Origin of the sequence: Pelagicoccus enzymogenes (assembly GCF_014803405.1) — a bacterium.
Classification (GTDB): Bacteria; Verrucomicrobiota; Verrucomicrobiia; order Opitutales; family Opitutaceae; genus Pelagicoccus; species Pelagicoccus enzymogenes.
This window is the reverse complement of the sequence record NZ_JACYFG010000007.1, coordinates 25,663-49,284: the sequence shown is the minus strand read 5'-3', so window position 1 is coordinate 49,284 and position 23,622 is coordinate 25,663. Positions and strand designations below refer to the sequence as shown.

The following is a 23,622-nucleotide window of genomic DNA, read 5'->3' as shown; positions in this document are numbered from 1 at the left end:
ACGCAATAGTGCCGCAGGTCCCGCGCCAGCATAGGGGGCTGGCCCTATTCCCCTCTACTTAGCCCCTGAAAGGCTCCGAGGCGGCCCCCGCACCGCCAAAAACCCTGCAGAATGCAGAGGCCAAGGCTCGCGAGATTGCCTTTTGCAAGCCCAGTTTCCGAGGCAAGAACTCGATCGGGCAGGTTATTCGCTCTGCTCGGGATCCGCCGGATCTAGCTCGATAAAAAAGTCGCAGCCGCGCGGCTCCAAGGGCAAGCATCCTACCGTGCCCTCATGGGCGATAGCGATATCCTTGACGATGGAAAGCCCCAGGCCGACGCCGTCGATCGTACGGTGCCTGCGCGAGCGATAAAACTTCTCGAATACGATTTCCAGGTCGTCCTCGCTCAAGCCCGGCCCTTCGTCACGCACTCCGAATCGAATCCGAGATCCCATCATACATGCATACGCCTCCACCCGTGACCCAGCGGGACTGAACTTGATGGCGTTGGAAAGGTAGTTCGAGAGCCCGACCTCCATCGCCTTCAAATCGACGACGACTCGCGGCAAGCCCTCCTCCACGTGGGAAACCAGCTGGATGTCCTTGCTTTGGGCAGCCATCGAAAAGGCGTCGATAACGGAAGAGACGATCCGCAGCGGAGTTTCCGCCACCGCGTCAAGGCGGGGCGACTTGCGTTCCAAACGAGCGATCTCCAAGAAGTGGTCCAGCATGCGCCGCAGGCGAGCCAAGTCGTCGGTAGCGGTTTGCAGCATGTCCTCCTGATCTTCCGTAAGCTCCCCCAAGCTCTTTTCCAAAACCAAGTGCAAGGCCATGGTAGCGCTGGTCACCGGCGTCTTGATCTCGTGGCTCACGGTCGCCACCATGTCGCTCTTCAACTCGTCGGAGAGACGAAGTCGCGTGATATCCTGCAAGACGAGTCCGCACTCGATTTCCTCGATCGCGTCGCTGTCTACGCGCACGAAAATCGGCAGAAAAAAGCGCGTTTCGTTTCCGATCTTTACCGAAATCGTTTCGTCGAAATCCGTCTCTACGATTTCCTCGCCCGTACCAAACACTTTCTCTATGCGGGAGCTCAGCTGCGGCAGCAAGGCCGACTCCCAGCTGACCGCTTCCAACAACTCGTTCGCCGCCGGATTGCGATAGGCCAAGTCTCGGTTGCTGTTCAAGAAAACGACCGGATTCGGCAAATTGTTGAAGCACTCCTCCATGCGGCGCCGCGTCCGAGCAACCTGAATATCGCTCTGCCGTTGATACTCTGCGATCCGCCCCGCCATCTCGACGAAGGCGCTTTCCAAGCGCAAGATCTCGTCCTTGCTGCTTGGCGTGTAGCCAGCCATGTCATAACGGCCGTGACCGATCAGGTCCGCATATTCAGTGAGAGCGTCGATCGGCTTCAAGATCCGTTGGCTCAACTGAAAAGCGACGAACCCCATCAGAAAGACGCTGGCGATGATCGCAGTCACCACCACGTAGAAGTGAGATTGCGAATCTCCCCTCAAAGTCTCGTTACGACTTTTTATGACCGAATTGTTCTTCGAGATAGAGCGAAAGCCCGCATCCTCGATCTGCTCGACCAGAGGCTGCAACATGGACTCGCTGGTCGCCCGGTTTCCCTCGAATATCGCCTTCCCCATCGACATCAGGTTGCGAAGGAGGGGCGTCAACTCGCTTTCGCTCTCCAGCTTGTCCCGCTCCATCCACCTTTCGAACGCTGGCATACTGCGACGATAGGCATTGCGAGCGATCTCGGTCTCCCCTTCCAATTCCAAAAGGATAGCCCGCTCCAAACGGGAGGTCGCCAGCAAGATCCTCTCCACCTCAGAAATTGAGCCATACTGCTCGACCTGCAAGCGATCCAGTTCCTCGCTCAACCTCGCGTGATTGTAAACTGAATACAAGCAAACGAGAATGAGCAGTCCCGCAACCGGGAACATCCCGATATAAAGTTTCGAACGAAGCATCGTTAGGTCCCCTGGGAGGCGTTTCGAACAAGCCGCTTAAAGCAAGCCGAGCTTTTTGCGCTTGCGGTAAAGAGTTGCCGAATCGATCCCCAAGGTCCGTGCCGCCCGCTCCAAGCTTTCGCTGTTATCCAAGACGCGCTTGATGTGCTCGTCCTCCAACTCCTGCAGGGTCACGTCGCCGCCGAGGCCGGCGATGCCCGTCGCGCCTCCTCGTTCCGCTGACCCGCCGCTGATCTCGGCAGGAAGATCCGTCAAGCTCACGCTGTTTCCCGAGCAAAGTATCAAGCAGCGCTCGACCACGTTGTTCAACTCGCGCAAATTCCCCGGCCAGTCGTATGCGAGGATAGCCTCCATGGCATCCTTTTCGACAGACACCCCTTCTCTCCCCATCTTGCGGGCGTAGAAGTCTACGTAGTCTTCCACCAAGGTTTCCAAATCCCCCTTGCGCTCCGCCAAGCCTGGCAGGTGCAGGGCAATCACGTTCAGCCGGTAGAACAAATCCTCGCGGAACCGCCCTTCCTTAACTTCTTCCTGCAGGTCCTTATTGGTCGCGGCCAGGATTCGAACGTCAGCGGTTCTTGTCTTCGTTTCTCCAATACGCTCGTAAAGCCGCTCTTGCAAGAGACGCAGCAGCTTGGCTTGGACCTCCAAGGGAATGTCTGCGATTTCGTCGAGGAAAAGAGTGCCCCCTTCCGCCGCATCGACCTTGCCCCAAGTATCCTTTACCGCCCCGGTGAAGCTCCCCTTCACATGCCCAAACAGCTCGCTCTCCAACAGCTCCTTGGAAAGACTGGGACAGTGAACGACCACGAAAGGATTGCCGGCGCGATCGCTCATCTCGTGTATCCGCCGCGACAATACCGTCTTACCCGTTCCGCTTGGCCCCAGCAATAGCATGTTCGCATCTGACTTGGCCGCCTTTTCCGCCACCTCGTAGACTTGCTGCATCCGGGAATCCTGCGAATCGAAGCGAATGCCCGGGGTCTTGTCCGCTAGGCGGGACTCGAGTTCCGAAACCTTGTTAACCAGCGAACGGCTTTCCTCCAGCTTGCGCAAGGCTTGCCTGATCTGCTCCGGGACGAAGGGCTTCGCCACGTAATCGAAGACACCCTTGCGCGTCGCTTCGATCGCTGTCTCGATGGACGAATACGCCGTGAACATGATCACGGGCATCTCGAAGCCTTGCGACCGCATCTCGTCGAAAACGTCCAAACCGTTTTCCTCCCCCAAACGCAAATCGAGGAACACCGCATCAAAGCGGTCTTCCCCGAGCTTGCGCAGCGCTTGGCTGCCACTGAACGCTGACACCGATTGGTGCCCCATAGTCTTTAGGCTGAGAGCGGTTGTTTTCTGTATATTGCTTTCGTCGTCAACGATCAGGATTTTCATAAGAGAGCGGGCACTCTAACACCCAAGTAGATTCAAGCGGTCCAATCAACCCCTACTGCGCCTCTGCCAGCGTTTTCCTCACCAGCGAGTCGTGTCCAAGGTAATGATCGATCTCGTGAGCTCTCTCCTCGCGCTCCATCAAGACCTTCTTCAGCAAAGTCTCGGTGCCGTAGTCCTTCAACTCGGACGCCTTGGCGATCGTTTCCCCGATAAACGAGATCAAGGCCTGCTCGTTCTCCAAGTCGCTCTTCAACATGTCGCGGATCGGAAACACGCCTTCACTCTCCGCTTCCAGCAAGCTCTTGCCCGCTTGGGCTCTCATCGAGGCAGTCGGAACCGCCCCCAGAGTCGTCATACGTTCCGCGACCGCATCGAGGTGCCCTTGCGTTTCCATGTAGGCTTCCTCGAAAAACACGTGCAAGTCCCGGTGCTCTGGACCTTCCACCACCCAGTGGTGCTTGAGGTACTGGTGGTACTGCGTGGAGAGGCTCGAGACCAAAGTATCCAGCAAACCAGACATTTGCTTGGCGGTGAAGCTTGGGAGACCAATCGCGTTTCGTTCAAGTTCGTCGATTTCTTGTAGCTGCGTTTTCTGTGTCATAATTAGGCCCCGACGCTAGGACCGCGCCAATGCGGCTGCCGTGCCCTAAGAAAACCCCATTAAATGCTCTTAGTCAGCACCTTGCAAATCCTCCCACAAAGATTCAGCCTATTAGAAATTGTCCCGACCTTGCAAATTGCAAAACGGGAGCTTCTCGGCGAATGCCGTTTGCAGGACATCCAAGGCCTCGCCGTACCGCAGGCGCGACACGCAAACGTTACCTTCCCGCCATCGACAACAGCGAAAACGACTCGCTATCTAGCGGACCTAAATGACCATCGTCATCACTACCCACGGATCGACTGGAGACATCTACCCGCTCATTCGCCTTGCGCTCGCCTTGCAGGAGGCTGGTCACACCATCCGCTTCGCTACGAGCCGCCCCTTCAAGCCCGACGTCGAAGAAGCTGGCGTACCCTTTTTCCAAATACCACCCGACTGGGAAAAGTCGGAACTTCAATACTGGATGGGCCGCCTGCAAAAGCTGAAGTCCCCCGTGTCCCAGCTCAAGGAAATGTATCGAGCCGCAACGCCACATATGGAAGCGATTCTCGACGCCATGGAAGAGGCGATCGACGGCGCTGACTGCCTCATCTCCTCCTACTTGTTCCCGATAAACAAAGCGATCGCCCAGAAGCACGACATCCCGTTCATTTCCTACGCCTTCGCTCACAATACCGTCCCATCGCGCTTCTACCCTCCCCACGAATTCCCGCGCTTGAGAGGGATGCCCGATTGGCTGCAGCTGCGATGGAATCGCCTTTGCTGGAAAATCGGTAATGTCATCGTGGATACCGCGATCAACACCACGATTTCGCGAGCCTTTAAACGCAAAGGGCTGCCAGGGGTGAAGGATTTCTTCTCCAAATCGGCGGAGCTTGTCCTAGTGGCTGTATCGCCCGGTTTGATGCGGCCGAAAATCAAGCTGCATCCCCGCTTCCAGTTCACCGGCTACTGTCGCTGGCAGTACCCGAAATCACAAGAGACCGAACAGAAACTGCTCGCCTTCCGCGGCGACGAGCTCGTGCCCATCATCACTTTCGGCAGCATGGTTTACGACAAGCCAGAAGAGGTCATTCAACGCTTGCTGCAAGCCTGGCCCAAGGACAAGAAGCTCATCCTGCAAACCGGCTGGTCCGGATTTAAGGTCCCCGATTCCGCGACTCACATCTTGGAACTCGGTCCAATGTCCCACGACCAATTACTGCAACACGCGTCCGTCGTTATCCACCATGGCGGGGCTGGCACCACCGCATCCGTGCTTTACGCCGGCAAGCCTCACATCGTGGTACCCCATATCGGCGACCAGGACTTCTTCAGCGCCGAGGTGAAGCGCCTCGGATGCGGCATCAAACTCGGCAAGCGGAACTGGCCTGAAAAATTGGCAAGCAAGGTGCAACTGGTCGAGTCCGAGCCCTCGTTTCTGGAAGCCGCACGCGCGGCGCTGCAAACCCTGGAGCAAGAGGACGGCCCAGGCGAAGCAGTTCATCAAATCGAAGCCTACCTCGAACACAGACGTCACCTAATCGGCGATTTCCTAGGCCTCGACGAGGACTTCTAGTCCATCAACGTATCCTGTTTCAGGATACCTTTTCGATGAGGTATCCAAAAAGCACCGAACACAAAAGTTCAAGTTTTTCCCTTGAACCACGATCCTACGTGTCTAGACGGGTAGACTGACCAACGCTGCTGACAGAACCATTGTCTCAGCATTTAACGCGGCACCATGTCCTCAGGGCATGTCACGTATTCTACGCCCGAATACACCCCAACAGCCACCATGAACAAAAACGAATTACAGCCAAAGCTCGCCCTTGCGATCACTCCAGTCATCTTGACGTTGCTCGTCCTCGGGCTTCAAATATTCTACTTCGGCGTCTTCGAGCCGCACATTCCCCTGGCGATCGGACTAGCCATAACCAGCCTAGTTGGCATCCGCCTCGGCCTCAAGTGGAAGGACATTGAAGAGGGAATTTTTCACGTCATCCATGTCGCCCTGCCCTCGGTTTCAGTCCTCATTACCGTAGGCATGATCATCGGCGTCTGGATCGCCAGCGGTACCGTTCCGAGCATCATCTACTTCGGGCTGAAGATCCTCTCGCCCGAGTACTTTCTGGTGGCAAGCATGGTCATCTGCGCCTTCGTCTCCGTTTCCTTGGGAACATCATGGGGAACGGTCGGCACCGTCGGCCTCGCCCTCATGGGCATCGGAGCCGGATTCGAGATCCCAGCCTACTGGACGGCTGGAGCCGTGGTCTCGGGATCCTTTTTCGGCGACAAGATTTCGCCGCTCTCCGACACGACCAACCTGGCTCCAGCGGTTACCGGCACGGATGTGTTCTCGCATATCAAGAATATGATGCCGACTACGATCCCGGCGATGCTCATCGCTCTGATCATCTACCTGATCGCCGGCTTCCAGCTCGTCGGTTCCGAAAAGGTCTCTTTCAATAAGATAGACGCGATCACCGGCGCATTGGATGCCAACTTCCACATTTCCATTTGGGTGCTGCTCCCCGCCCTCCTCGTCATGGTCCTCGCCCTAAAGAAATACCCTCCTATTCCTTCCCTTTTCGCCGGCGTCGTAGTGGGCGGTATCACAGCGATGGTGGCTCAAGGCGACTCCCTGCAGTCGATTTTCCAATATGCCAACAACGGCTACTCCATCGATACCGGAATCAGCCAAATCGACGGGCTGCTCAACAGAGGCGGCATCCAATCCATGATGTGGACTATCTCGCTCATTCTCATCGCCCTCGGCTTCGGAGGAGCCCTGGAGCGCACGGGCTGTCTCCGCTCCATTATCGGAGCCATCTGCAGCAAGGTTAAAAGCTTTAGCGGCACCCAGACCGCTGCCATCGGCACCTCCTTCGCCACCAACCTAGTGGCAGGCGACCCCTACCTGTCGATCGCCCTGCCCGGCCGCATGTTTTCGCCTGTCTATCGCGGATTGCGCTATTCCACGCTGAACCTCGCCCGCGGGGTCGAAGAAGGCGGAACCCTCATGTCACCGCTTATCCCTTGGAACGCGGGCGGCGCGTTTGTCATTTCCGCTTTGGGACTGCATATCGCCGACGGGCACATGGAAAACCTGCTCTACATCCCACTGGCATTCGCCTGCTGGCTCGCACCCTTTATCGGCATTTTCTACGCCATCACCGGCTACTTTTCACCCAAGGCTTCCCGCGCCGAAATGCGTCGCTGGCGCAGAGACAAGGAGGAAGTCGCACCCGGATTCGAGCCCATCTCCGAAAGCGAAACCCGCATGCAAGACACCCGCAACCCAACTTAGCCCACAGCCAAAGCTAGGCCTGTCTTCGAACGAGCTCCTTGTTGGATCGAACCCTATTGAAGGACAGCCCCCGCACGGCTCGTCGAATCAACTCGCTGCAGCGACTTCGCCTAAAGGAAGGCGAAGTCGTTTTTGTGTACGACGTCGGGTCGGGTGCGGTAACCGAGCACCGAGAAGATGTCGGGGCTACGGCGTTCCAGCAGGGCTTGAGCTTCGTGGTGGTTAAATGCCACGATCCCGCGGGCCACTTCGTTCTCGCCCACGCTGATGCTGACGATATCGCCGCGATCGAACTCGCCCGAAACCTTCACCAAGTCTTCCGGGAACAAGCTGCGTCCTTCCGTCAGGCTAGGCAGCGACTTCTCCCGAATCTCCAGAAACCCGCGGATATCCAAGCTGGTGGCGATCCACAGGTGGCGGGCGCTTTCCGGAGTGATGTTCGACTCGATCACCGTGTGGGTGCGCGATCCATCGATCGCGTCGACGACCGGATTGACGCAACTGCCACTGGTGATGTGGGTACGGCAACCGGAGGCCAAGGCGATCTCTGCAGCCTGCAGCTTGGTGATCATCCCGCCTGTGCCGGGGCCTGAGGCGCCGCCGGCCAGCGAGAACACGCTTTCGTCCAAATTGTCGACACGCTCCACGATCTTGCCATCCCGGTCCAAAAGTCCGCCTACGTTGGTCAAAATCACCAAATCGTCAGCTTCCACGAGGTGACACACCTTGGCCGCAAGACGGTCGTTGTCCCCTACCCGCAAGTGCTTGGTGGCAACCGTATCGTTCTCGTTGACGATCGGCACGATGCCCTGCCGCAGGAGTTCCTCCAAGGTATCTTCCGCATTGACGAAACGCTTGCGGTCATCGAAGTCGGAACGGGTGATAAGGATCTGGGCGATGCGCATATCGTGCTCCGAGGCAAAATTCTGGTACGCCGCCATCAAGGCGGGTTGCCCCAAAGCGGCCGCAGCCTGCTTCTGCGGCAGGGTCAAGCTTTCCTCCGGCGTGCGCGCCCCATAGCGGCGGCCGAGCGCGACCGATCCCGAAGAAACGATGACGACCTGGAAATTTCGAGCCCGCAAAGTCACCACATCGTTCATCAAGTGGTAGAGGAAATCCATGCGCAATTTTCCAGTTTCTTCGCTTACCAGCAAGCTGGAGCCGATCTTAATGACGATTGTTCTATCTCTTGCTTCCATCTGTATTTGACGTTAACTAGCTCGCTGCGATCTGGGTTAGAGGGCCGAAAACAAAAAACGGCCGCGTTGAGATACACGAAAAATCGGAGAAGTCTTTTAAATACAAAACGATGATGTTCTTGAGTTTATAGATAATTAACAGGGAAACCTCGAGAGGCGAAGCTTCCCATAAAGCCCCCAGTACGCGGAAACTCGGATATTTGTCAAAACAACGATTACCCGGAGCCCGAGGCGTCGAGACGCTCAACCCATCGTGTATTCCTTTTTCAGATACAGTTTTGCAGTATTTCAAATCTGGTTACACCCATCAAAAAACGACGCGACTTTCGGCTTACCCTGGCTCTCGTCCTACGGAAGTTCGCTCCTTCCCGCGAGCCGCGAATCCTCTGACAACGCGAGACAACGCAAACGCTTCCCTTGAAGCGAGACGCGCAGCCACTGCCACAACTCGCTCTTGGTCCGCAGTTCAAGAGCCGGAAAACGAGAAAGCCGGTCCCTATCGGAACCGGCTTTGGAAAGTGAGAGAGTGGTGCCAAGGGGCAGACTTGTACCGAGCGAAGCGAGACGCGCAGCCACTGCCGCAATTCGCTCTTGGTCGGCAGTTCAAGAGCCAGAAAACGAGAAAGCCGGTCCCTGTCGGAACCGGCTTTGGAAAGTGAGAGAGTGGTGCCAAGGGGCAGACTTGTACCGAGCGAAGCGAGACGCGCAGCCACTGCCGCAATTCGCTCTTGGTCGGCAGTTCAAGAGCCGGAAAACAGAGAAAGCCGGTCCCTGTCGGAACCGGCTTTGGAAAGTGAGAGAGTGGTGCCAAGGGGCAGACTTGAACTGCCGACCAAGAGCTTATGAGTCTCCTGCTCTACCACTGAGCTACCCTGGCAACTCTCAGAAAGAGATGGACAACCTGCCTCTCAACAAAGGCAAGTCAAGTCTTGATTGAACACTTTTTTGGGAATTTGTTCCCATTTCGCAATGCAGGAATAAGCGGTTCACCGATGGCTCGCCCCGCCCCCTCTAGCGGTTCTCGTACATCCACTTCAGGGCCTCCGGCAGCAATGCTCCCGCATGGTCGTCGTTGTGCACTCCGTCCGTCCAAACGGCTTCCACATCGTAGCGAGGCCCCTCCTCCCCCTTGCGGTCCGCCTTGGCGTTCGCATAGCGGAAAGCTGCGAGCATCTGCTGGTTCGCCAAAAACCAATTTCCCCATTCGTTGTCCAAGTCCCGATTGCCGTCCTGCAGGAAAATCTTGATGGGACGGATCGGTTCCCGGCGGATCAGAGCCGGATAATCCTGCCCTCCCAGTCGCGGCGGGTTCTCGTAGGGCCGAAAGCCGATGGAAACATAGCTGCCTATGAAGCTAAGCACCTTGCCGAATTCCTCCGGTCGGTGCCATGCCACGGTGAAAGCGCAGATCGCACCACTGCTCGTGCCGCCAATGCAGCGCATACTTGGGTCGTCCGAGATGCGGTAAGACTTCTCCAACTCGGGCAGCATCTCGTCAACCAGGAACCGGGAGTAGCGATCGCTCATGGCATCGTACTCAGGAGCGCGGTGGTTCGGATTGCTCCATCCTAAATCGTCGGGATAGCGTTCCGATCGGTTGCCGGGAGTGATAAAGAGTCCGATGCTTACCGGCATCTCCCCTTTCCCAATCAGGTTTTCCATCACTTGATGCACTCGCAGCACGCCTTCCGGATGAGTCGCGCGCTGGCCGTCGTGGAAGACCAGCAATCCTGCAGGCGTGCTGGGGTCGTATTGGGCAGGCACAAAAATCCAGTAGCGCCGGACGGTCCCTTCAAACACCTCGCTATGGAATTCGAAAGGCCCGTCGAGACGCCCTTTCGGTATTCCTTCCTGCGGCAAATGGTAGTCGGTCAACCCTTGCAGGTCGGTCCTAATCTCCAAGCCATCCCCAAAGGCAAACGTAGTTACAGCGAGGATACAAACAGTCAGAAAGCTCAATTTCATTTCGCGTAGCAGGCTTGTGCCACCTTCCTATAGATTTCCAAGCCGACCCGTGGAATCGCCAAAACGCTCAAGCCCCGTCACGCCCGCTTGGTCAGCGAGCGACAGGAACAAGTTGCTCATCGGCTTGGCTCCGTGCTTCACGTAGCGACCAGTGCTCAATCGACCTCCCCCCGAGCCCGCCAGGATGATTGGCAAGTTGTCATGGCTGTGAATGTTGCCATCCGCATTGCCGCTGCCGTAAACAATGCGCGAATTGTGCAAGATGGAATTTCCGTCGACGTCGACTTCCGCATTCAGGCGATCGAGGAACGAAGCAAAGCGTTCCACGTACCAGCGGTCGATCGCAGCCACCTTGTTGACGCGCTCCTCGTTGTTCTGGTGATGCGAGAGATCGTGGTGCCCCTCGCTGATTCCTATCTGGCCAAACGAACGGTTGTCACCGTCGTGACCCAGAACGAAAGTGGCGATACGGGTGGAGTCCGTCTTGAACGCGAGCAACATCATGTCGTACATCAAATCCACGTAGTCCTCGTGGCTATCCGGGATTCCCGATGGGGTCGGCATCTTGGGATCTACGTTCGAGCCAAACTGCTCCGCTTTTTGGATACGCATCTCAACGTCGCGCACTCCAGTCAGGTACTGGTCGAGCTTCTCCTTGTCCTCGTGCCCGAGCCGACGCTGCATGCGCTTCGCGTCATCCAGCACGAAATCCAACAACGAACGCCGCCCCATCATGCGACGCTTCGCGTTCTCCGTCCTCTCCCCATGCGGCCCCGCCCCAAACATTCTCTCAAACACAAGGCGAGGATTCGACTCCGGCGTCATGGGAGTGCGCTCGTCCTGCCAGGAAATGTTATACTGGTAGGCGCAGGAGTAGCCCGAGTCGCAATTGGACGACTGGCGACGCGCGTCGCAACTCAACTCCAGCGACGGAAAACGGGTCAGGTGGCCGATTTGATTGGCCATCACCTGATCGATCGAAATCCCTGCCCTGATATCCGTTGCGCTCTTGTTCAAGCGAACGCCCGTGAGGTAAACGCCGTTGCCGCGAGCATGGTCGCCTCCTCCATCTCCGCCCGGCTTGGCATTCTCATGATCAAGTCCAGAAATGACCTGCAAGCTGCTGCGAAGCTGCTGCAAGGGCTGTAAGGTTTCGTTGAATACAAAATCGCTTTCACTTCCCTTTGGCCACCAGCGATCGGGAATGGCGCCGTTGGGAAACATGACAAAGGCTGTTCGCAAAGGAGCTCCCGTGGCAGTGGTGGCAGCCTGCAAGGCGGAGCTTGCGGCAAAGGCTTTGCTAGGCAAGAGCGAATGGAAAGCCGGCAGCGCCACACACGCCCCCATGCCTTTGAGGAAATTGCGGCGGCTTACGGACGAATCGGAGTGGTAGCGTTTTCTTTTCATTGGAGCATTGGTTAGCGTTCGGCGAAGGATTTCGAGCCATCCTGCGAGGTGACACGTCGTTTCTGGAAAGGAGCAGATTCAATGATGCCGTAGATGAGAGCGGACGGCTTTCCACCGGACTCTCGCAAGCGGTCGACCAATCGGTCCACCGTCTCGACGTCGTAGTAGTCCAGACCCCGCCCGAGGGCGTAAGTCAGCATCTTTTCAGTAAAGCAGTAATAGAAATCGTCCCGTCGTTCCGTAACCAGAACTTCCTTCAACTCGCGAATGTCGTTGAAAACTTCCCCTGTTATCAACTTCCCCTCGGGTTCGATCGGCATGTCCATCTCCGCCTCACGCCAACGCCCCATCGCGTTAAAGTTTTCCAAGGCCAAGCCCAAGGGGTCCATGCGATTGTGACAAGACCGGCAGGTGCTCTTCTCCGCGTGAAGGGCCAGCGTCTCGCGAAGGGAAAGCGCCTTTAGCTCGTCGGGGCTGGCAGCGTCTTCCAACGAGGGAATGTTGGGCGGCGGAGGAGGAGGAGGCGTGCCCAGAATGTTGTCCAAAATGAAAACGCCACGTTTCACCGGCGACGTGCGCGTCGGGTTCGAAGTGACGGCTAAAACGGTCCCTTGGGTCAGCACTCCGCCGCGCACGCTTCCCTCCGGCAAGTCGAAACGCCGCATCTCTTTTCCCACAACTCCATCGATCCCGTAGTGGGAGGCGAGATCCTCGTTGAGGTAAGTGTAATCGCTCTTCAGCAACTCCAGTATGCTACGATCGTCCTGTAGTATGTATTCGAATACACTTTCACTCTCCTCCAGCATCGCTTCGCGAATGTCTCGGGACAACTCAGGCTTGGGAATTCTGAAAGCCGCTCGGTAAATCGACCGGGCATGCTCCAGTTGGGCTTCCTCTTCGGAGGTGCGATCCTCCATGCGAATGTCACGAATCCGTTCGTAGGTAGCTCGAGCCCTGTCCAGCTCCGGGTTCGGATTCTCCCTTAGCCAGACGGCAAAGTCGCTGATGGGAACCTCGCCAATATCGCGGGCTTGCAACCACTGCCCTACGAAATTCTCCACCAAGGCCGACGCTTTCTCGTCCGCCAACATCCGCTTCACCTGCTGCTTCAATTGAGCCCTCAGCAGGCCTCGCTCCGCCAAGTCGAACAAGGTCTCGTCCGGCATCGTGGACCAAAAGAAGTAGGAAAGCCGCGAAGCAAGAGCCCACTCGTCGACGAGCGCGGAATCCCCTTGCATGCTGTCACCCGCAATCTCCTCCTCGCGAAAAAGGAAACGCGGAGAGGCAAGCACCGCAGCGTAAGCCTGAGCCACCCCCGACTCGAAAGTAGCGTCTTCCCCAGAGGAGGCATGCTCCGCGAGAGCCACCAAACGATCCAAGGTGTAGTCATCTACCGGACGGCGGAAAGCGCGTTTCGCGAATGCCTCGATCCGCTCACGGGCGTATGCCCGACGCCCCTCTGGATCCCCGGGAACATCGCGAGGGAAGAATTCGCGATAATCCTTCGGCTCCACGAAATGCTCCGGCGCATAAGGCCCCCGCAGGGATACGCCATGCAGCCGGAACCGCAGATCGCGCACCTTGTCCGCTTCCGGCGTCAGCGGTACCACCTCTACCGTAAACCGGTGCAGCCCGGGCTCCCACTCCCGCGTCTGCACGAAACTGAAGCTTTTCCATCCCTCTCGAGCAAACTCTCGCTCAAGCACGACCTCGTCATCCAGCTTCAAGACCAGTCGACACCGGTTCTGGTCGAAAACGTTATTCACGTAAGTCTCGATCGCCATGAGGTCCCACTCAACTTCGTAGGTGCCGGCCAGATCGATCTGCCGCTCAGCCGTCAACGAAATCGGCTCGTAGTAGGAGAGCTCGCGGTTCCAAGCCCCCTTGCGCGGCACTGATTGTCCGGCTTCCACGAATTCTCGCCCCGGCAGTTGCTTCTCGGCCACGACTCGCGAACGGGTCGGCACCGTAGCAGCGACGATCTGCTGGGCGGCATCCAAGTACTTTTCCAAAAGCATGGGCGAAATCGTCAGCACGTCGCCCATGTTATCGAACCCGTGGCCCGTGTCGTCCGCAGGAAACTCCGCATCCGTGTCGTAGTCGTAGTCCAGCAAGTCGCGAATCGTATTGCGGTACTCGACCCGATTCAGGCGACGCAGGACCTGACGGCCCGGATCGGGATTGGCTGGGTTGAGCTGAAAAACCTTGGACTTGATCCAAGAGAGGATCTCGTCCCGCTCGGCCTCCGTCGGCTGCAGCTCGTCCGACGGCGGCATAAGCCCACTGCGCAAATTCTTCAAAGCCCGCAGCCAAAGACCGTGGTCCCGCAGCTCCATGGCGTTGTCGAACTCGTCCAAAACCACTCCCCCTTTCTCGCTCCCATACCCATGGCAGTCGTAGCAGTAGATGTCCAAGACGGGTTGGATATCGTCCGAGAACTCACGAAAGAAGGAGTCGCCGTCGGCGGCCAGCAAGATAGCTGGCAAGGCGCACGAACACGCAACAGCGTTGATGAAACACTTAACGAAACGGGGCATAGATGGATAGTTGGGGCAGAAGAGCTCGCGAAAGCCGCTAGCGTAACGCGCCGGGATCTCCGACGCATGCACAGAGCGAATCCCGGAAAGCAAGCAGGCTGACAGCCCGGTCCCCTAAACGCACCGCAAGCGCATGCGCTCAAAAGAAGCGTCGCCTCCCAGAACAACGCATCATGTCCAAGAAACTACCTCCCACCACGCGCCCGAAGCAATCCCTAGCGGCGTCCGCTCGCCCCTTTCTCTACTCTAACTTAATACTAAGCTCCAAGATCCCGAATGATCGCTTTCCTAGGTACTGCAGGAGGACAAAACTAGGGTTAAATAAAGGGAGGTCAGGAATAGGGAATCAACCCTATTTTATTACATATCTTCACAGGTTCCTTACGTTTGTGGTCAAAGCGTTGACCAATTTTTGAACCCAAGCTTCAAACGAATGTGAATACTTTGCCCGCAACTTGATATAAGGACTTATCCTTATACTTTGTTTGCATAGATACCAGAACAGCGAAAACGCACCTGCACCAGCAAAGAATTTAACCGACCATGAAACGACTGTATATCGTAGACGACCTGACCACCGTCAGGCAAATGCTAGCCGACGTTCTCGAACGACACAACTACGAGATCATCGGCGACTCCGGAAACGGCCAAGACGCCCTCAAGGAAATCCTCGAGCTCAAGCCGGACATCGTTATCGTCGACGCCCGACTTCCGGGACTTAACGGTCTCGAGATCGTGCGCCGCCTCAACCGCCAGCTTCCGGACACCCGTTTTCTCGTGTTCTCCGCCTACCAAAACCCTTCGATCGTAAAGGATATGCTGGAGGCCGGAGCCCACGGCTTCGTCGAAAAGACCGCCAACCTGCGCGAGTTCATCAACGGACTCGGCATCGTGGCAGAAGGCGGCACCTTCTTCGGACCGAACGTCGCCGAACTCATTCGCACCGTCGTGGCGAATCCGAACAACGTGCAACGCTCCAAGGACACCCTCACCGAGCGCGAACGCGAGGTCCTGCAAATGATTGCCGAAGGGCACAGCACCAAGGAGATCGCCCTCAAGCTCGGGCTCAGCATCAAGACCGTCGACAACCATCGCACCAACATGATGCGCAAGCTCGACCTGCACAACGTCGCCAGCATCACGCGCTACGCCATGCAAAACGGCCTGATCGACCTCGAGCCCGCCATCTAGACTTTCTAAGGAGTATTATTCAACCTCAGGATGGAAGGCCCCGCCTTCCATCCTTTTTTTCCCGCAAAAGCAGCGGGATTGTTTGCAGGGCTGGCGCTCGCGCCACGCCGCGACTCCCGAATCGCGCGCCCTCCTACAACGCTGCGTGCCGCAAGCGGCAGCCCCAAACCCCCATCAAAGCTCCAGTGACTCGTGGTAGCGACGAGCCAGCAATTCGACCAAAAGCGGACTTTCGCCTACCAGCGGAGCCGAGAGGACCTCGCCCCCGCCCCTCGCAAAGTCCGACTCCGCGACGATCCGGTCGATATCACCCCCCGGACCCGCATGACGCCCGGGCGAAAAAAACAGGTAGCTCAGCAGCACGCGCTTCCACCCTCTTTCGGCAGCGATCGACAAAGCCTTTTCCAGCAGCGGCTCGTTGAAGTCGTACTCCTCCCCCTCCCGGCGTTCCATCGAAGCCGCGATCACTCCCGAAACCCGATCGCCCAGCCTCGCGGCAAGACGGCTCGCAACCAAGTCGCGACATTGAGCCACCGCCTTCAAAGGGCTACCGTGATCCACCACGACTACCCCCACCCGACCGCCGGGACTTGTATCCATTTTTTGGATAGAAAGGGACTCCAGCATCTCAGCCACCGCGTCGTCTCCTCCTCTTTCAAGGTCGACCAGCGGTTCCGCTACCTTCACTTCCGCACCAGCATAACTCGCCAGAGCCTCAGCCGATACTTTCGGCAGATAGTCGGCAATCGCGGAGCTCGGACCAAAAAACAAGGGAACAACTCGTACTTGAGCCACTCCCTCCTCTAGGCGTCGCCGCAAAAAACGCCGCCATGTTTCGGCCTCCACTCCGCCGAGCTTCTCAGCATCGATCTTGCTGGAGTGCAGCAAAGAAACCGGATGCACCTTTTTGCCGATGCGCGACTCCAGTTTCCCCGCGATACTCCGAAGGCTAAATACCGCCTCCGGACGCAAAGAACCGTTATCCAGTAAAACAATACACTCCTCGCTCGCTGCCATAATCCAAATTCACCTTAAACTCTCGCCAGTAATTTCTTGCCGAACATTGGCGAATACCGATAGTCCCATAATACGAAGACCAAGCCCTCCATCATGTTCAAGAAAATCGTCCTTATCGCCACCGCATCTCTGATCGCAATCGCATTCTCCGGCTGCTCCAAGAAACCACGCCGCCCCAACCCGCTGGACACCGTTATGGGACAGGGATACGAATCGGGCACGCGCGGAACCGACGACGGCTTCAACCCCATCGGACTCGAAGGCGATGGAGCGATGCTTGAAAGCCGCGGAGCCGATTGGGATGGAGCCGACATTGCGACCTTGGTCGCCAACGCGGATCGCGGCATGTTCGCCCCGGTGCTCTTCCAATTCGACTCGTCGGCCATCGCTCCCAGCCAGCGCGGCACGCTCGAGTCCGCCGCGAACTACCTGAGGAACAACCCCGGAGCCAAGGTCATCCTCGAAGGCCACTGCGACTGGCGCGGCACCCAAGAGTACAACCTCGCACTCGGCGATCGTCGCGCCAAGAGCGCTTTCGACTACCTCATCACCCTTGGAATTCAAAGCAACCGCCTCAAGACGCTCTCTCAAGGCGACCTGAAGGCCACCGAAGGCGCGAGCTCCGCCCAGATGGCTCAAGAGCGTAAGGTCGAACTTCTCGTTATCCGCTAGCTCCACAGCCTCGAAGACTTTCCAAAGCCCTGCCGCGCAAGCGACAGGGCTTTTTGCTGCAAAAGTTAAGCGCTACGAAAGAGCAGCTTATAAGCTTAGATCAAATTTGATTTCTGGCGCGTCCATTGCTAAAGGAGCGCAACAACCGCAGGCGTCACTCAGGCGTAACGCCCAAAGAATAACCTGCTGTTGCTATTGCGCAAAAGTGTGTGTTCATTCGCGAGACTGGGAGCCGGTTCAATCTCTCAATCCGTTGAATCCGACACCAAAACCGGTACCAAATCAGAAGACAAACTCATGAAAAAGACTACTATCGCCGCTGCCAAGAAGGCAGCTAAGAAAGCCGTCAAAAAGGCCGCTGTCAAAAAGGTGGCCGCCAAGAAAGCTCCCGCCAAGAAGGCTGCCAAAAAGGTAGCTGCCAAGGCGCCCGCAAAAAAAGCAGCTGTGGTAACGCCTGCCAAAAAAGCTCCCGCCAAAAAGGCAGCTGCGAAAAAAGCGAGCAAGAAGGCCGCTCCTAAGACCACGATCGTCGCCAACGTCGATATCGGTTTCGGGAACACCCTCTTCCTTCGCGGCAGCGCCAACGGCCTTTCTTGGTCCGAAGGTATCCCCATGGACTGCAATTCCGACTCCTCCTGGAGCATCGACATCGCAGGCGTTACAACAGCCTTCGAGTTCAAGGTGCTCATCAACGACGAGTACTGGAGCGCTGGATACAACGACGTTGCGGAACCCGGCAAGGAGACAGTTATCACTCCTGCATTCTAAATCCTCTAACTAAACTTTAATTCTGCGGGCGACCCTTCAACGAAGGCGTCGCCCGTTTTCGTTAGGCCCGGAGCCGCCTACAGTCCTGTACCCGTTTCTCGGCTACGCGGGTGAAATTCGTCATGGGCGCTTCTCGTCCGCTCCGCTTCTACGGAAGTATAGATCTGAGTCGTCGATATGTCGGCATGGCCCAACAACTCCTGGATGATGCGCAAGTCCGCGCCGCCCGTCAGCAGATGGGTTGCAAAGGAGTGCCGCAACATGTGCGGCTTCACCGGCTTGTCGATTCCAGCCGCCCGCGTGTACTTCTTAACCAAGACCCAAACCGTCTTCCGCGAAATGGCGCTCCCTCGCGAACTCAAGAAAACCGCGCTTCCCGTTTTCGACTTAACCAAGCGAGGGCGTCCATTTCTCAAATAGTCACCCATCGCCTTGACCGCCTTGCTGCCCATCGGGCAAACCCGCTCCTTGGAACCTTTGCCGTAAACCTTCAGCGCCCCTAAGTCCAAATCGATCTGCTGCAGCATCAGTCCCGACAATTCGGATACACGCAATCCCGACGAATAAAACAGCTCGAGGATAGCCCGATCCCTCAAGCCCTGCGGCGTCGTCTCGTCCGGAGCCTCCATAAGCCGATCGACTTCTTGGATACTCAAAGTATAAGGCGCCTTCCGGCGCAACTTCGGCCCCACCACAATTTCGGTGAAAGACTTCGAGAGCTTTCGCTCTCGCAACAAATAAGCATCGAGGGCTCGCACCGCGCTCAATTTTCTACACAAGCTGGCGTTCGAGTAGTCCTCCTCGCTAAGGAAATAAATCCAGTCCGAGACGTCCGCAGCCGTCACTTTTTTCCAACTACCCGGATTGGAAGTCTTCTCCAAGCGAGAGATAAACTGGTTCAAATCGAGCTGGTAGCTGTCGACGGTGTTGTCGGAAAGCCCCTTTTCCAAAGAGAGATAGGCAAGGAAATCGTCCATGCCCTCAAGCAGACTGCTAGCCACAGGGAAGCAGGTTGATCGCGAAGCCTCAGCCTCGCAAGGCGCAACTAGCGCCGACGACGCGGACCGAAGGAGCGAATCGGGGCGTTGCGGCTCTGGGCTGCGTTACGGAGACGGTAAACGATGCGAGCCTTGTTCAGGTCGTAAGGGCTCATCTCCATCTTTACCAAGTCGCCCGCCGTGATCTTGATGAAGTGCTTACGAAGCTTTCCTGAGATGTGGGCAAGGACCTGGTGTCCATTTTCCAACTCGACGCGGAACATGGTTCCCGGGAGCACTTGGACTATCTTGCCTTCTACTTGGATTGTTTCGTCAGCCATATATTACAAAGAGAGATCTGGCAGTACCGGCCAGGGCGGAATAGATGAAGCGTCGTTCCTTTCATATCCTTGCTATTAGTCAAGAGTATTCATACCCACCTTTCCCTACAGCGTCCACCATGCCAAATCCGCCCAAACCCGCTCCTGAGTGCCCTTTCGAGAAACGCTACCCATCCGCCCTCCAGCGGGACGACCGCTACTACATGGAACTCGCCTACAACCAAGCCATCGAGGCTTGGCGCGAAAACGAAGTCCCCATCGGAGCCGTCATCGAATACGGAGGCGAAGTCGTCGGAGCCGCCCACAACCGCGTCGAATCCACCAACGACCCGACGGCCCACGCCGAAATGCTGGCTATCACCCAAGCAAGCGACGCTATAAAGAACTGGCGGCTCAACGAAGCCACCCTCTACGTCACCAAGGAGCCCTGCCCCATGTGCTCCGGGGCAACTATGATGTCCCGGCTCAAACGCGTCGTCTACGCCGTACCCGATCCCAAGATGGGCGGTCTGGGCGGACTCTACGACGTCAATAGCTACCCCACCATCAACCACAGCCTGCAGGTAGAAGTCGGAGTCCTGCGAGCGGAATGCCTCGAGCTGCTGCAGGCCTTCTTCCAACTAAAACGCGACATGGGCAAAGCTTCTATTTGACAAAGTTTATTCTTTCTTTAAAAACGGAGCTTCCAATTTTCCTAACCACCTAAAACCAACAGTAAATACTATGGCATACGAACTCCCCGCACTTGACTACGCATACGACGCGCTCGAACCGCACTTCGACGCCCGCACGATGGAGATCCATCACAGCAAGCACCATCAGACTTACATCAACAACGTGAACGGCATGATCGCTGGCACCGACCTCGAGTCGAAGTCCGTCGAAGAACTCATCGCCAACCTCGATGCCGTTCCTGAAGAAAAGCGTGGAGGCGTACGCAACAACGCTGGCGGCCACGCAAACCACAGCTTCTTCTGGAAGGTTATCGGACCTAACGGCGGCGGCTCTCCAGTCGGAAAGCTGGCAGCGGCTATCGACGCCGAGCTCGGCGGATTCGACGCTTTCAAGGAAGCTTTCGCCAAGGCGGGCGCGACTCGCTTCGGAAGCGGATGGGCATGGCTCTGCGTCAAGGACGGCAAGCTCTGCGTTTGCTCCACTCCAAATCAAGACTCTCCCATAATGGAAGGCGGAAAGCCAGTTATCGGACTCGACGTCTGGGAACACGCCTACTACCTCAACTACCAAAATCGCCGCCCAGACTACATCGCGGCATTCTGGAACGTAGTGAATTGGGAAGCGGCCAACGCCAACTACGAAGCCGCCCTCTAAGCGGCATCAAATTTCTGAATACAATCAAGCCGAGCGCCTAAGGGGCTCGGCTTTTTTTTGGCAAATGACCAAAATGTTTCAGGTGGCGTGGCTTCTCCGAAGACGCTCGGTTTAAGCGCCCAACCCCGAAAGAGTCGTCGCGATGCCAAGCCGCCGCGCCTGCGAGCTGCAGCGTCCTACTTCACGAAGGCTGGCTGCGAGACCTTTACCCGGCTACCTGATATGACGTAGCTCTTGCCGAACTGGTTCGGCTCCGCCGCGGTATCCATAATCTTTATCTCGCTGCGATTGGCGCGACGATGGGTATAGACGAGATGTCGACCGTCCGCCAACCAGTGCGGCTCGATGGCGTCACCCGATTCGTTGGAGATGATGCGGCTCTTGCCCAAACGCGAATCGTAGATCACGATCTGGCGGCCTGAGCCGATCGCCGCGCTAAAAGCGATCTTGTTGTCGTGCACCGGATTCCAGTCCGGCTGGGCGCAATCGCCGCTCACGTTGGTAGCCAAGCGGCGATAGCTCCCCCCCACCGAAGGCATCACGTAAAGCTGAGGCCCCCCTCTCTCATCCGAAGAGAAAACCAGACGGGTGCCATCGGGAGACCAGGCCGGGGCCGCCTCCAAGCCACGCGACTTGGTGAGGTTCTTCATGCGTCCGCTCGCTTCCCTGACCCAAACGTCGGAATTGTTTCCTCCGGAAATAATCATGGCCATTCGCGAACCGTCCGGGCTGTAACGGGCGCCAGTGTTCAAGCCCTTGTAGTTGGCGATCACCTGGCGACTGTTGGTACGCAAATCCAGTTGGTAGATATCAGGAAAGCCTGCCCGGTAACTGGTGTAGACGATTTGATTTCCGTCCGGAGACCATTTTGGCCCCAAGGCGCTTACCCGGTCGTTAGTCAACTGCACGACACGCTGGAAAAGCATATCGGAAACGCACACCTCGGGAGCTCCCGACTCCTCGTTGATAAAGGCGAGCTTGCCGGACCAAAAACCGCTGTCGCCGCGACGCGTCTTGTAGACTGCGCGATCGATGGCTCTATAGACAGCGTTTAGCGAGGAATCGCCGGAAAGGGTCTCCGTGAACATGAGCTTCTCAGGAACGCCGGAAAAAATCGAAAGCTTGGCGCTACCGGAACCGAGCGGATCAATTTGGATAGTGTAGTGCGCTTCGTTGGCGGAAGCAACCACGTCGAAGCGCCCGTCAATGCGAAAAGCCGTATCCAAAATCGCCTTCGTATTCGAATTTCCAGAACGCACCACCACCAAAGTCGAGGGGGGGACGCTGTCGATGGTGACGACCCCTCCATCGTATTGGGCGAGAGCAAGGCCGACAAGCGGCATTGCCATCGCGATTAGCAAGGCGGTTCGGAAGAGTTTTGGTAGGCGGAGATTCATGCGACAGCAACGCAGACTTGACAGCGGAGCGAATGTTTCAGGTTTCTGAGAAAACGCCTTTTATGGTCCGCGAGCATTCAAGAGCAAGCGCGGGAACCGCAGGAAGGCAAAATTTAAGGAAACAAGCGTACCAGAGTGAGCCTCGAAAAAATAAACCAAGCCCTAGCAACCGTTAAGTATCCGGGATTCAGTCGCGATATCGTTTCATTCGGCATCGTGCGCTCCGTCGATTTCCAGGACGGAAAAGCCAGCGTTTCCATCGCGATCACCACTTCAGACAACAGCATTCCGCCCGCGATTCGCGACTCGGTCGAAGCCGCTCTCAACGCCCTTCCGGAAGTCAACGAAGTCGACGTTTCCATCGTGCTCTCCGCCAGCAAGAAAGCCTCCCAGTCGAACGGCGCTGCCCCGGCCGAGGGCATCCCGGGAGTGAAGCACGTGATTGCAGTCTCTAGCGGCAAAGGCGGCGTCGGCAAATCCACCTTCGCGGTCAACCTCGCTTGCGCCTTCTCCCAAATCCTGGAAGCGGAAGGGAAGAAAGCCGGCATCATGGATTGCGACATCTACGGCCCTTCTGTCCCCTTGATGCTGGGGCTCTCCGGCCGGCCCTACGTCGAAGGCGACTCCCTCATCCCCATGGAAGGCCACAACCTGAGCGTCATGTCCATGGGCTTCCTCGTCGACGAAGACACGCCGGTCGTATGGCGCGGCCCGATGGTCATGAAGACCATCCAACAATTTTCTCAAAACGTTAAGTGGGGCGACCTCGAACTCCTCGTCGTCGACTTGCCGCCTGGCACCGGCGACGCCCAGCTTTCGCTCGTGCAAACCATCCCCCTCAGCGGAGCGGTCCTCGTCACCACCCCGCAACCGGCCGCCACTCAGGTCGCCAAGCGCGGAGCTCGCATGCTGGAAAAAACCAACGTGAAGATCCTTGGGGTAGCCGAAAACATGAGCTACCTGGAAGGTCCTGACGGCTCTCGCCAAAACATCTTCGGGGAGGGAGGCGGCCCCCAGACCGCGAGCGATCTCAAAACCGATTTCCTCGGACAAATCCCCCTGGACCAATCCATTCGCGAGGGCGGCGACGCCGGCACTCCCATCGTGCTCAGCAAGCCCGACTCGCAAGCAGCCAAGGTCTTCAAGGAGATTGCCAATACCCTGCTAGCAAAGGTACGGAGCTAAATGCATTTAATGCGTCGAATCGGCGCTTTTCCTATGAAAAGCTAGGGCTGCAAGCGTGCAAAAAAGGTTGGCCTTGAACAAATTACCCTCAATGCTTTCCATTATAGTTAACGCAAAATCAGGTAGATCCATCCGCGAGGACGGCCGAGCTTGAACAGCGAATTGCACCTTATGCCATCAAAGAAAACCAAGTCGAGCGGTCAGCACGAGTTCGTCAAGCAGTCGAGCCTCTATCAAGAGTTCCTCGCCGAGCGTGAAGAAATACTGCGCCACAAGTGGCTAGAGTCCGAGCGACTCGGCTACGACATCGGTTTCGAACGGGCCCTCCTAGACTGGATCCGCAAGCACCGCGACAGCTGGCGCGCCTCGCGTCGGCGTCCGGAGGCGAACTAA

Annotated in this window: 20 protein-coding genes and 1 tRNA gene; 9 read left to right on the top strand and 12 right to left on the bottom strand. The window is 57.0% G+C overall.

Annotation, left to right across the window (positions count from 1 at the left end):
• Window positions 1-183 precede the first annotated feature (183 nt).
• From IEN85_RS06265 to IEN85_RS06255, 3 genes are read right to left on the bottom strand one after another with little or no spacing between them, the layout of a single operon-like run.
• Complete coding sequence (locus IEN85_RS06265; protein ID WP_191616229.1) at window positions 184-1,962, bottom strand: sensor histidine kinase; 1,779 nt, start codon at window positions 1,960-1,962, stop codon at window positions 184-186.
• A 36-nt stretch (window positions 1,963-1,998) separates the two neighbouring features.
• Window positions 1,999-3,351: a sigma-54-dependent transcriptional regulator gene (locus IEN85_RS06260; RefSeq protein WP_191616228.1), complete on the bottom strand. Its 1,353-nt coding sequence runs from the start codon at window positions 3,349-3,351 to the stop codon at window positions 1,999-2,001.
• A 52-nt stretch (window positions 3,352-3,403) separates the two neighbouring features.
• Window positions 3,404-3,952 (bottom strand): Dps family protein, encoded by a 549-nt coding sequence (locus IEN85_RS06255; RefSeq protein WP_191616227.1) that lies wholly within the window; start codon window positions 3,950-3,952, stop codon window positions 3,404-3,406.
• A 271-nt stretch (window positions 3,953-4,223) separates the two neighbouring features.
• Here IEN85_RS06255 and IEN85_RS06250 point away from each other — a divergent pair, with 271 nt between their 5' ends.
• The gene (locus tag IEN85_RS06250) at window positions 4,224-5,513 is read left to right on the top strand and encodes a glycosyltransferase (RefSeq protein ID WP_191616226.1); all 1,290 of its coding nucleotides are present in this window, start codon (window positions 4,224-4,226) and stop codon (window positions 5,511-5,513) included.
• Window positions 5,514-5,732: 219 nt separating this feature from the next.
• The gene (gene nhaC, locus IEN85_RS06245) at window positions 5,733-7,244 is read left to right on the top strand and encodes a Na+/H+ antiporter NhaC (RefSeq protein ID WP_191616225.1); all 1,512 of its coding nucleotides are present in this window, start codon (window positions 5,733-5,735) and stop codon (window positions 7,242-7,244) included.
• 110 nt (window positions 7,245-7,354) lie between these two features.
• On the opposite strand, the gene proB is transcribed toward nhaC, so the two are convergent.
• From proB to IEN85_RS06220, 5 genes are all read right to left on the bottom strand, one after another.
• The gene (gene proB, locus IEN85_RS06240) at window positions 7,355-8,443 is read right to left on the bottom strand and encodes a glutamate 5-kinase (protein ID WP_191616224.1); all 1,089 of its coding nucleotides are present in this window, start codon (window positions 8,441-8,443) and stop codon (window positions 7,355-7,357) included.
• An 802-nt stretch (window positions 8,444-9,245) separates the two neighbouring features.
• Window positions 9,246-9,320: transfer RNA gene (locus IEN85_RS06235), tRNA-Met, on the bottom strand.
• A 134-nt stretch (window positions 9,321-9,454) separates the two neighbouring features.
• The gene (locus tag IEN85_RS06230) at window positions 9,455-10,408 is read right to left on the bottom strand and encodes an alpha/beta hydrolase (RefSeq protein WP_191616223.1); all 954 of its coding nucleotides are present in this window, start codon (window positions 10,406-10,408) and stop codon (window positions 9,455-9,457) included.
• A 27-nt stretch (window positions 10,409-10,435) separates the two neighbouring features.
• On the bottom strand, window positions 10,436-11,815 hold the full coding sequence (locus tag IEN85_RS06225; RefSeq protein WP_191616222.1) for a DUF1552 domain-containing protein: 1,380 nt from the start codon (window positions 11,813-11,815) through the stop codon (window positions 10,436-10,438).
• A gap of 11 nt (window positions 11,816-11,826) precedes the next feature.
• Window positions 11,827-14,352 (bottom strand): DUF1592 domain-containing protein, encoded by a 2,526-nt coding sequence (locus IEN85_RS06220; protein ID WP_191616221.1) that lies wholly within the window; start codon window positions 14,350-14,352, stop codon window positions 11,827-11,829.
• Between the two features lie 543 nt (window positions 14,353-14,895).
• Here IEN85_RS06220 and IEN85_RS06215 point away from each other — a divergent pair.
• The gene (locus tag IEN85_RS06215; RefSeq protein ID WP_191616220.1) at window positions 14,896-15,543 is read left to right on the top strand and encodes a response regulator; all 648 of its coding nucleotides are present in this window, start codon (window positions 14,896-14,898) and stop codon (window positions 15,541-15,543) included.
• 174 nt (window positions 15,544-15,717) lie between these two features.
• Here the strand turns inward: IEN85_RS06215 and IEN85_RS06210 are convergent, their stop codons facing one another.
• The gene (locus IEN85_RS06210) at window positions 15,718-16,560 is read right to left on the bottom strand and encodes a sirohydrochlorin chelatase (protein ID WP_191616219.1); all 843 of its coding nucleotides are present in this window, start codon (window positions 16,558-16,560) and stop codon (window positions 15,718-15,720) included.
• A 93-nt stretch (window positions 16,561-16,653) separates the two neighbouring features.
• On the opposite strand from IEN85_RS06210, the gene IEN85_RS06205 reads away from it, so the two are divergent.
• Together IEN85_RS06205 and IEN85_RS06200 are read left to right on the top strand one after the other, a co-directional pair.
• Window positions 16,654-17,232 (top strand): OmpA family protein, encoded by a 579-nt coding sequence (locus tag IEN85_RS06205; protein ID WP_191616218.1) that lies wholly within the window; start codon window positions 16,654-16,656, stop codon window positions 17,230-17,232.
• Window positions 17,233-17,529: 297 nt separating this feature from the next.
• Complete coding sequence (locus tag IEN85_RS06200; RefSeq protein ID WP_191616217.1) at window positions 17,530-18,000, top strand: early set domain-containing protein; 471 nt, start codon at window positions 17,530-17,532, stop codon at window positions 17,998-18,000.
• A 77-nt stretch (window positions 18,001-18,077) separates the two neighbouring features.
• On the opposite strand, the gene xerD is transcribed toward IEN85_RS06200, so the two are convergent.
• Both xerD and infA read right to left on the bottom strand, forming a co-directional pair.
• Entirely contained in the window at window positions 18,078-19,001 is a 924-nt protein-coding gene (gene xerD, locus IEN85_RS06195; RefSeq protein WP_191616216.1) for a site-specific tyrosine recombinase XerD, read from the bottom strand.
• A 44-nt stretch (window positions 19,002-19,045) separates the two neighbouring features.
• The gene (gene infA / locus IEN85_RS06190; protein ID WP_191616215.1) at window positions 19,046-19,318 is read right to left on the bottom strand and encodes a translation initiation factor IF-1; all 273 of its coding nucleotides are present in this window, start codon (window positions 19,316-19,318) and stop codon (window positions 19,046-19,048) included.
• Between the two features lie 119 nt (window positions 19,319-19,437).
• Here infA and tadA point away from each other — a divergent pair, with 119 nt between their 5' ends.
• Complete coding sequence (tadA, locus tag IEN85_RS06185; RefSeq protein WP_191616214.1) at window positions 19,438-19,971, top strand: tRNA adenosine(34) deaminase TadA; 534 nt, start codon at window positions 19,438-19,440, stop codon at window positions 19,969-19,971.
• A gap of 70 nt (window positions 19,972-20,041) precedes the next feature.
• Window positions 20,042-20,647 carry a superoxide dismutase gene (locus tag IEN85_RS06180; RefSeq protein ID WP_191616213.1) on the top strand — a complete coding sequence of 202 codons (606 nt, stop codon included), beginning with the start codon at window positions 20,042-20,044 and terminating at the stop codon, window positions 20,645-20,647.
• A gap of 176 nt (window positions 20,648-20,823) precedes the next feature.
• Here IEN85_RS06180 and IEN85_RS06175 read toward each other — a convergent pair whose 3' ends face one another.
• Window positions 20,824-22,044, bottom strand: a complete 1,221-nt coding sequence (locus IEN85_RS06175) for a PD40 domain-containing protein (protein WP_191616212.1) — start codon at window positions 22,042-22,044, stop codon at window positions 20,824-20,826.
• Window positions 22,045-22,179: 135 nt separating this feature from the next.
• On the opposite strand from IEN85_RS06175, the gene IEN85_RS06170 reads away from it, so the two are divergent.
• Both IEN85_RS06170 and IEN85_RS06165 read left to right on the top strand, forming a co-directional pair.
• Window positions 22,180-23,229 (top strand): Mrp/NBP35 family ATP-binding protein, encoded by a 1,050-nt coding sequence (locus IEN85_RS06170; RefSeq protein WP_191616211.1) that lies wholly within the window; start codon window positions 22,180-22,182, stop codon window positions 23,227-23,229.
• A 171-nt stretch (window positions 23,230-23,400) separates the two neighbouring features.
• The gene (locus IEN85_RS06165; protein WP_191616210.1) at window positions 23,401-23,622 is read left to right on the top strand and encodes a hypothetical protein; all 222 of its coding nucleotides are present in this window, start codon (window positions 23,401-23,403) and stop codon (window positions 23,620-23,622) included.

Coding starts and splice junctions, on each gene's coding strand:
- IEN85_RS06265 (WP_191616229.1), bottom strand. CDS start 1,962: ATGCTTCGTTCGAAACTTTATATCGGGATGTTCCCGGTTGCGGGACTG.
- IEN85_RS06260 (WP_191616228.1), bottom strand. CDS start 3,351: ATGAAAATCCTGATCGTTGACGACGAAAGCAATATACAGAAAACAACC.
- IEN85_RS06255 (WP_191616227.1), bottom strand. CDS start 3,952: ATGACACAGAAAACGCAGCTACAAGAAATCGACGAACTTGAACGAAAC.
- IEN85_RS06250 (WP_191616226.1), top strand. CDS start 4,224: ATGACCATCGTCATCACTACCCACGGATCGACTGGAGACATCTACCCG.
- nhaC (WP_191616225.1), top strand. CDS start 5,733: ATGAACAAAAACGAATTACAGCCAAAGCTCGCCCTTGCGATCACTCCA.
- proB (WP_191616224.1), bottom strand. CDS start 8,443: ATGGAAGCAAGAGATAGAACAATCGTCATTAAGATCGGCTCCAGCTTG.
- IEN85_RS06230 (WP_191616223.1), bottom strand. CDS start 10,408: ATGAAATTGAGCTTTCTGACTGTTTGTATCCTCGCTGTAACTACGTTT.
- IEN85_RS06225 (WP_191616222.1), bottom strand. CDS start 11,815: ATGAAAAGAAAACGCTACCACTCCGATTCGTCCGTAAGCCGCCGCAAT.
- IEN85_RS06220 (WP_191616221.1), bottom strand. CDS start 14,352: ATGCCCCGTTTCGTTAAGTGTTTCATCAACGCTGTTGCGTGTTCGTGC.
- IEN85_RS06215 (WP_191616220.1), top strand. CDS start 14,896: ATGAAACGACTGTATATCGTAGACGACCTGACCACCGTCAGGCAAATG.
- IEN85_RS06210 (WP_191616219.1), bottom strand. CDS start 16,560: ATGGCAGCGAGCGAGGAGTGTATTGTTTTACTGGATAACGGTTCTTTG.
- IEN85_RS06205 (WP_191616218.1), top strand. CDS start 16,654: ATGTTCAAGAAAATCGTCCTTATCGCCACCGCATCTCTGATCGCAATC.
- IEN85_RS06200 (WP_191616217.1), top strand. CDS start 17,530: ATGAAAAAGACTACTATCGCCGCTGCCAAGAAGGCAGCTAAGAAAGCC.
- infA (WP_191616215.1), bottom strand. CDS start 19,318: ATGGCTGACGAAACAATCCAAGTAGAAGGCAAGATAGTCCAAGTGCTC.
- tadA (WP_191616214.1), top strand. CDS start 19,438: ATGCCAAATCCGCCCAAACCCGCTCCTGAGTGCCCTTTCGAGAAACGC.
- IEN85_RS06180 (WP_191616213.1), top strand. CDS start 20,042: ATGGCATACGAACTCCCCGCACTTGACTACGCATACGACGCGCTCGAA.
- IEN85_RS06175 (WP_191616212.1), bottom strand. CDS start 22,044: ATGAATCTCCGCCTACCAAAACTCTTCCGAACCGCCTTGCTAATCGCG.
- IEN85_RS06165 (WP_191616210.1), top strand. CDS start 23,401: ATGCCATCAAAGAAAACCAAGTCGAGCGGTCAGCACGAGTTCGTCAAG.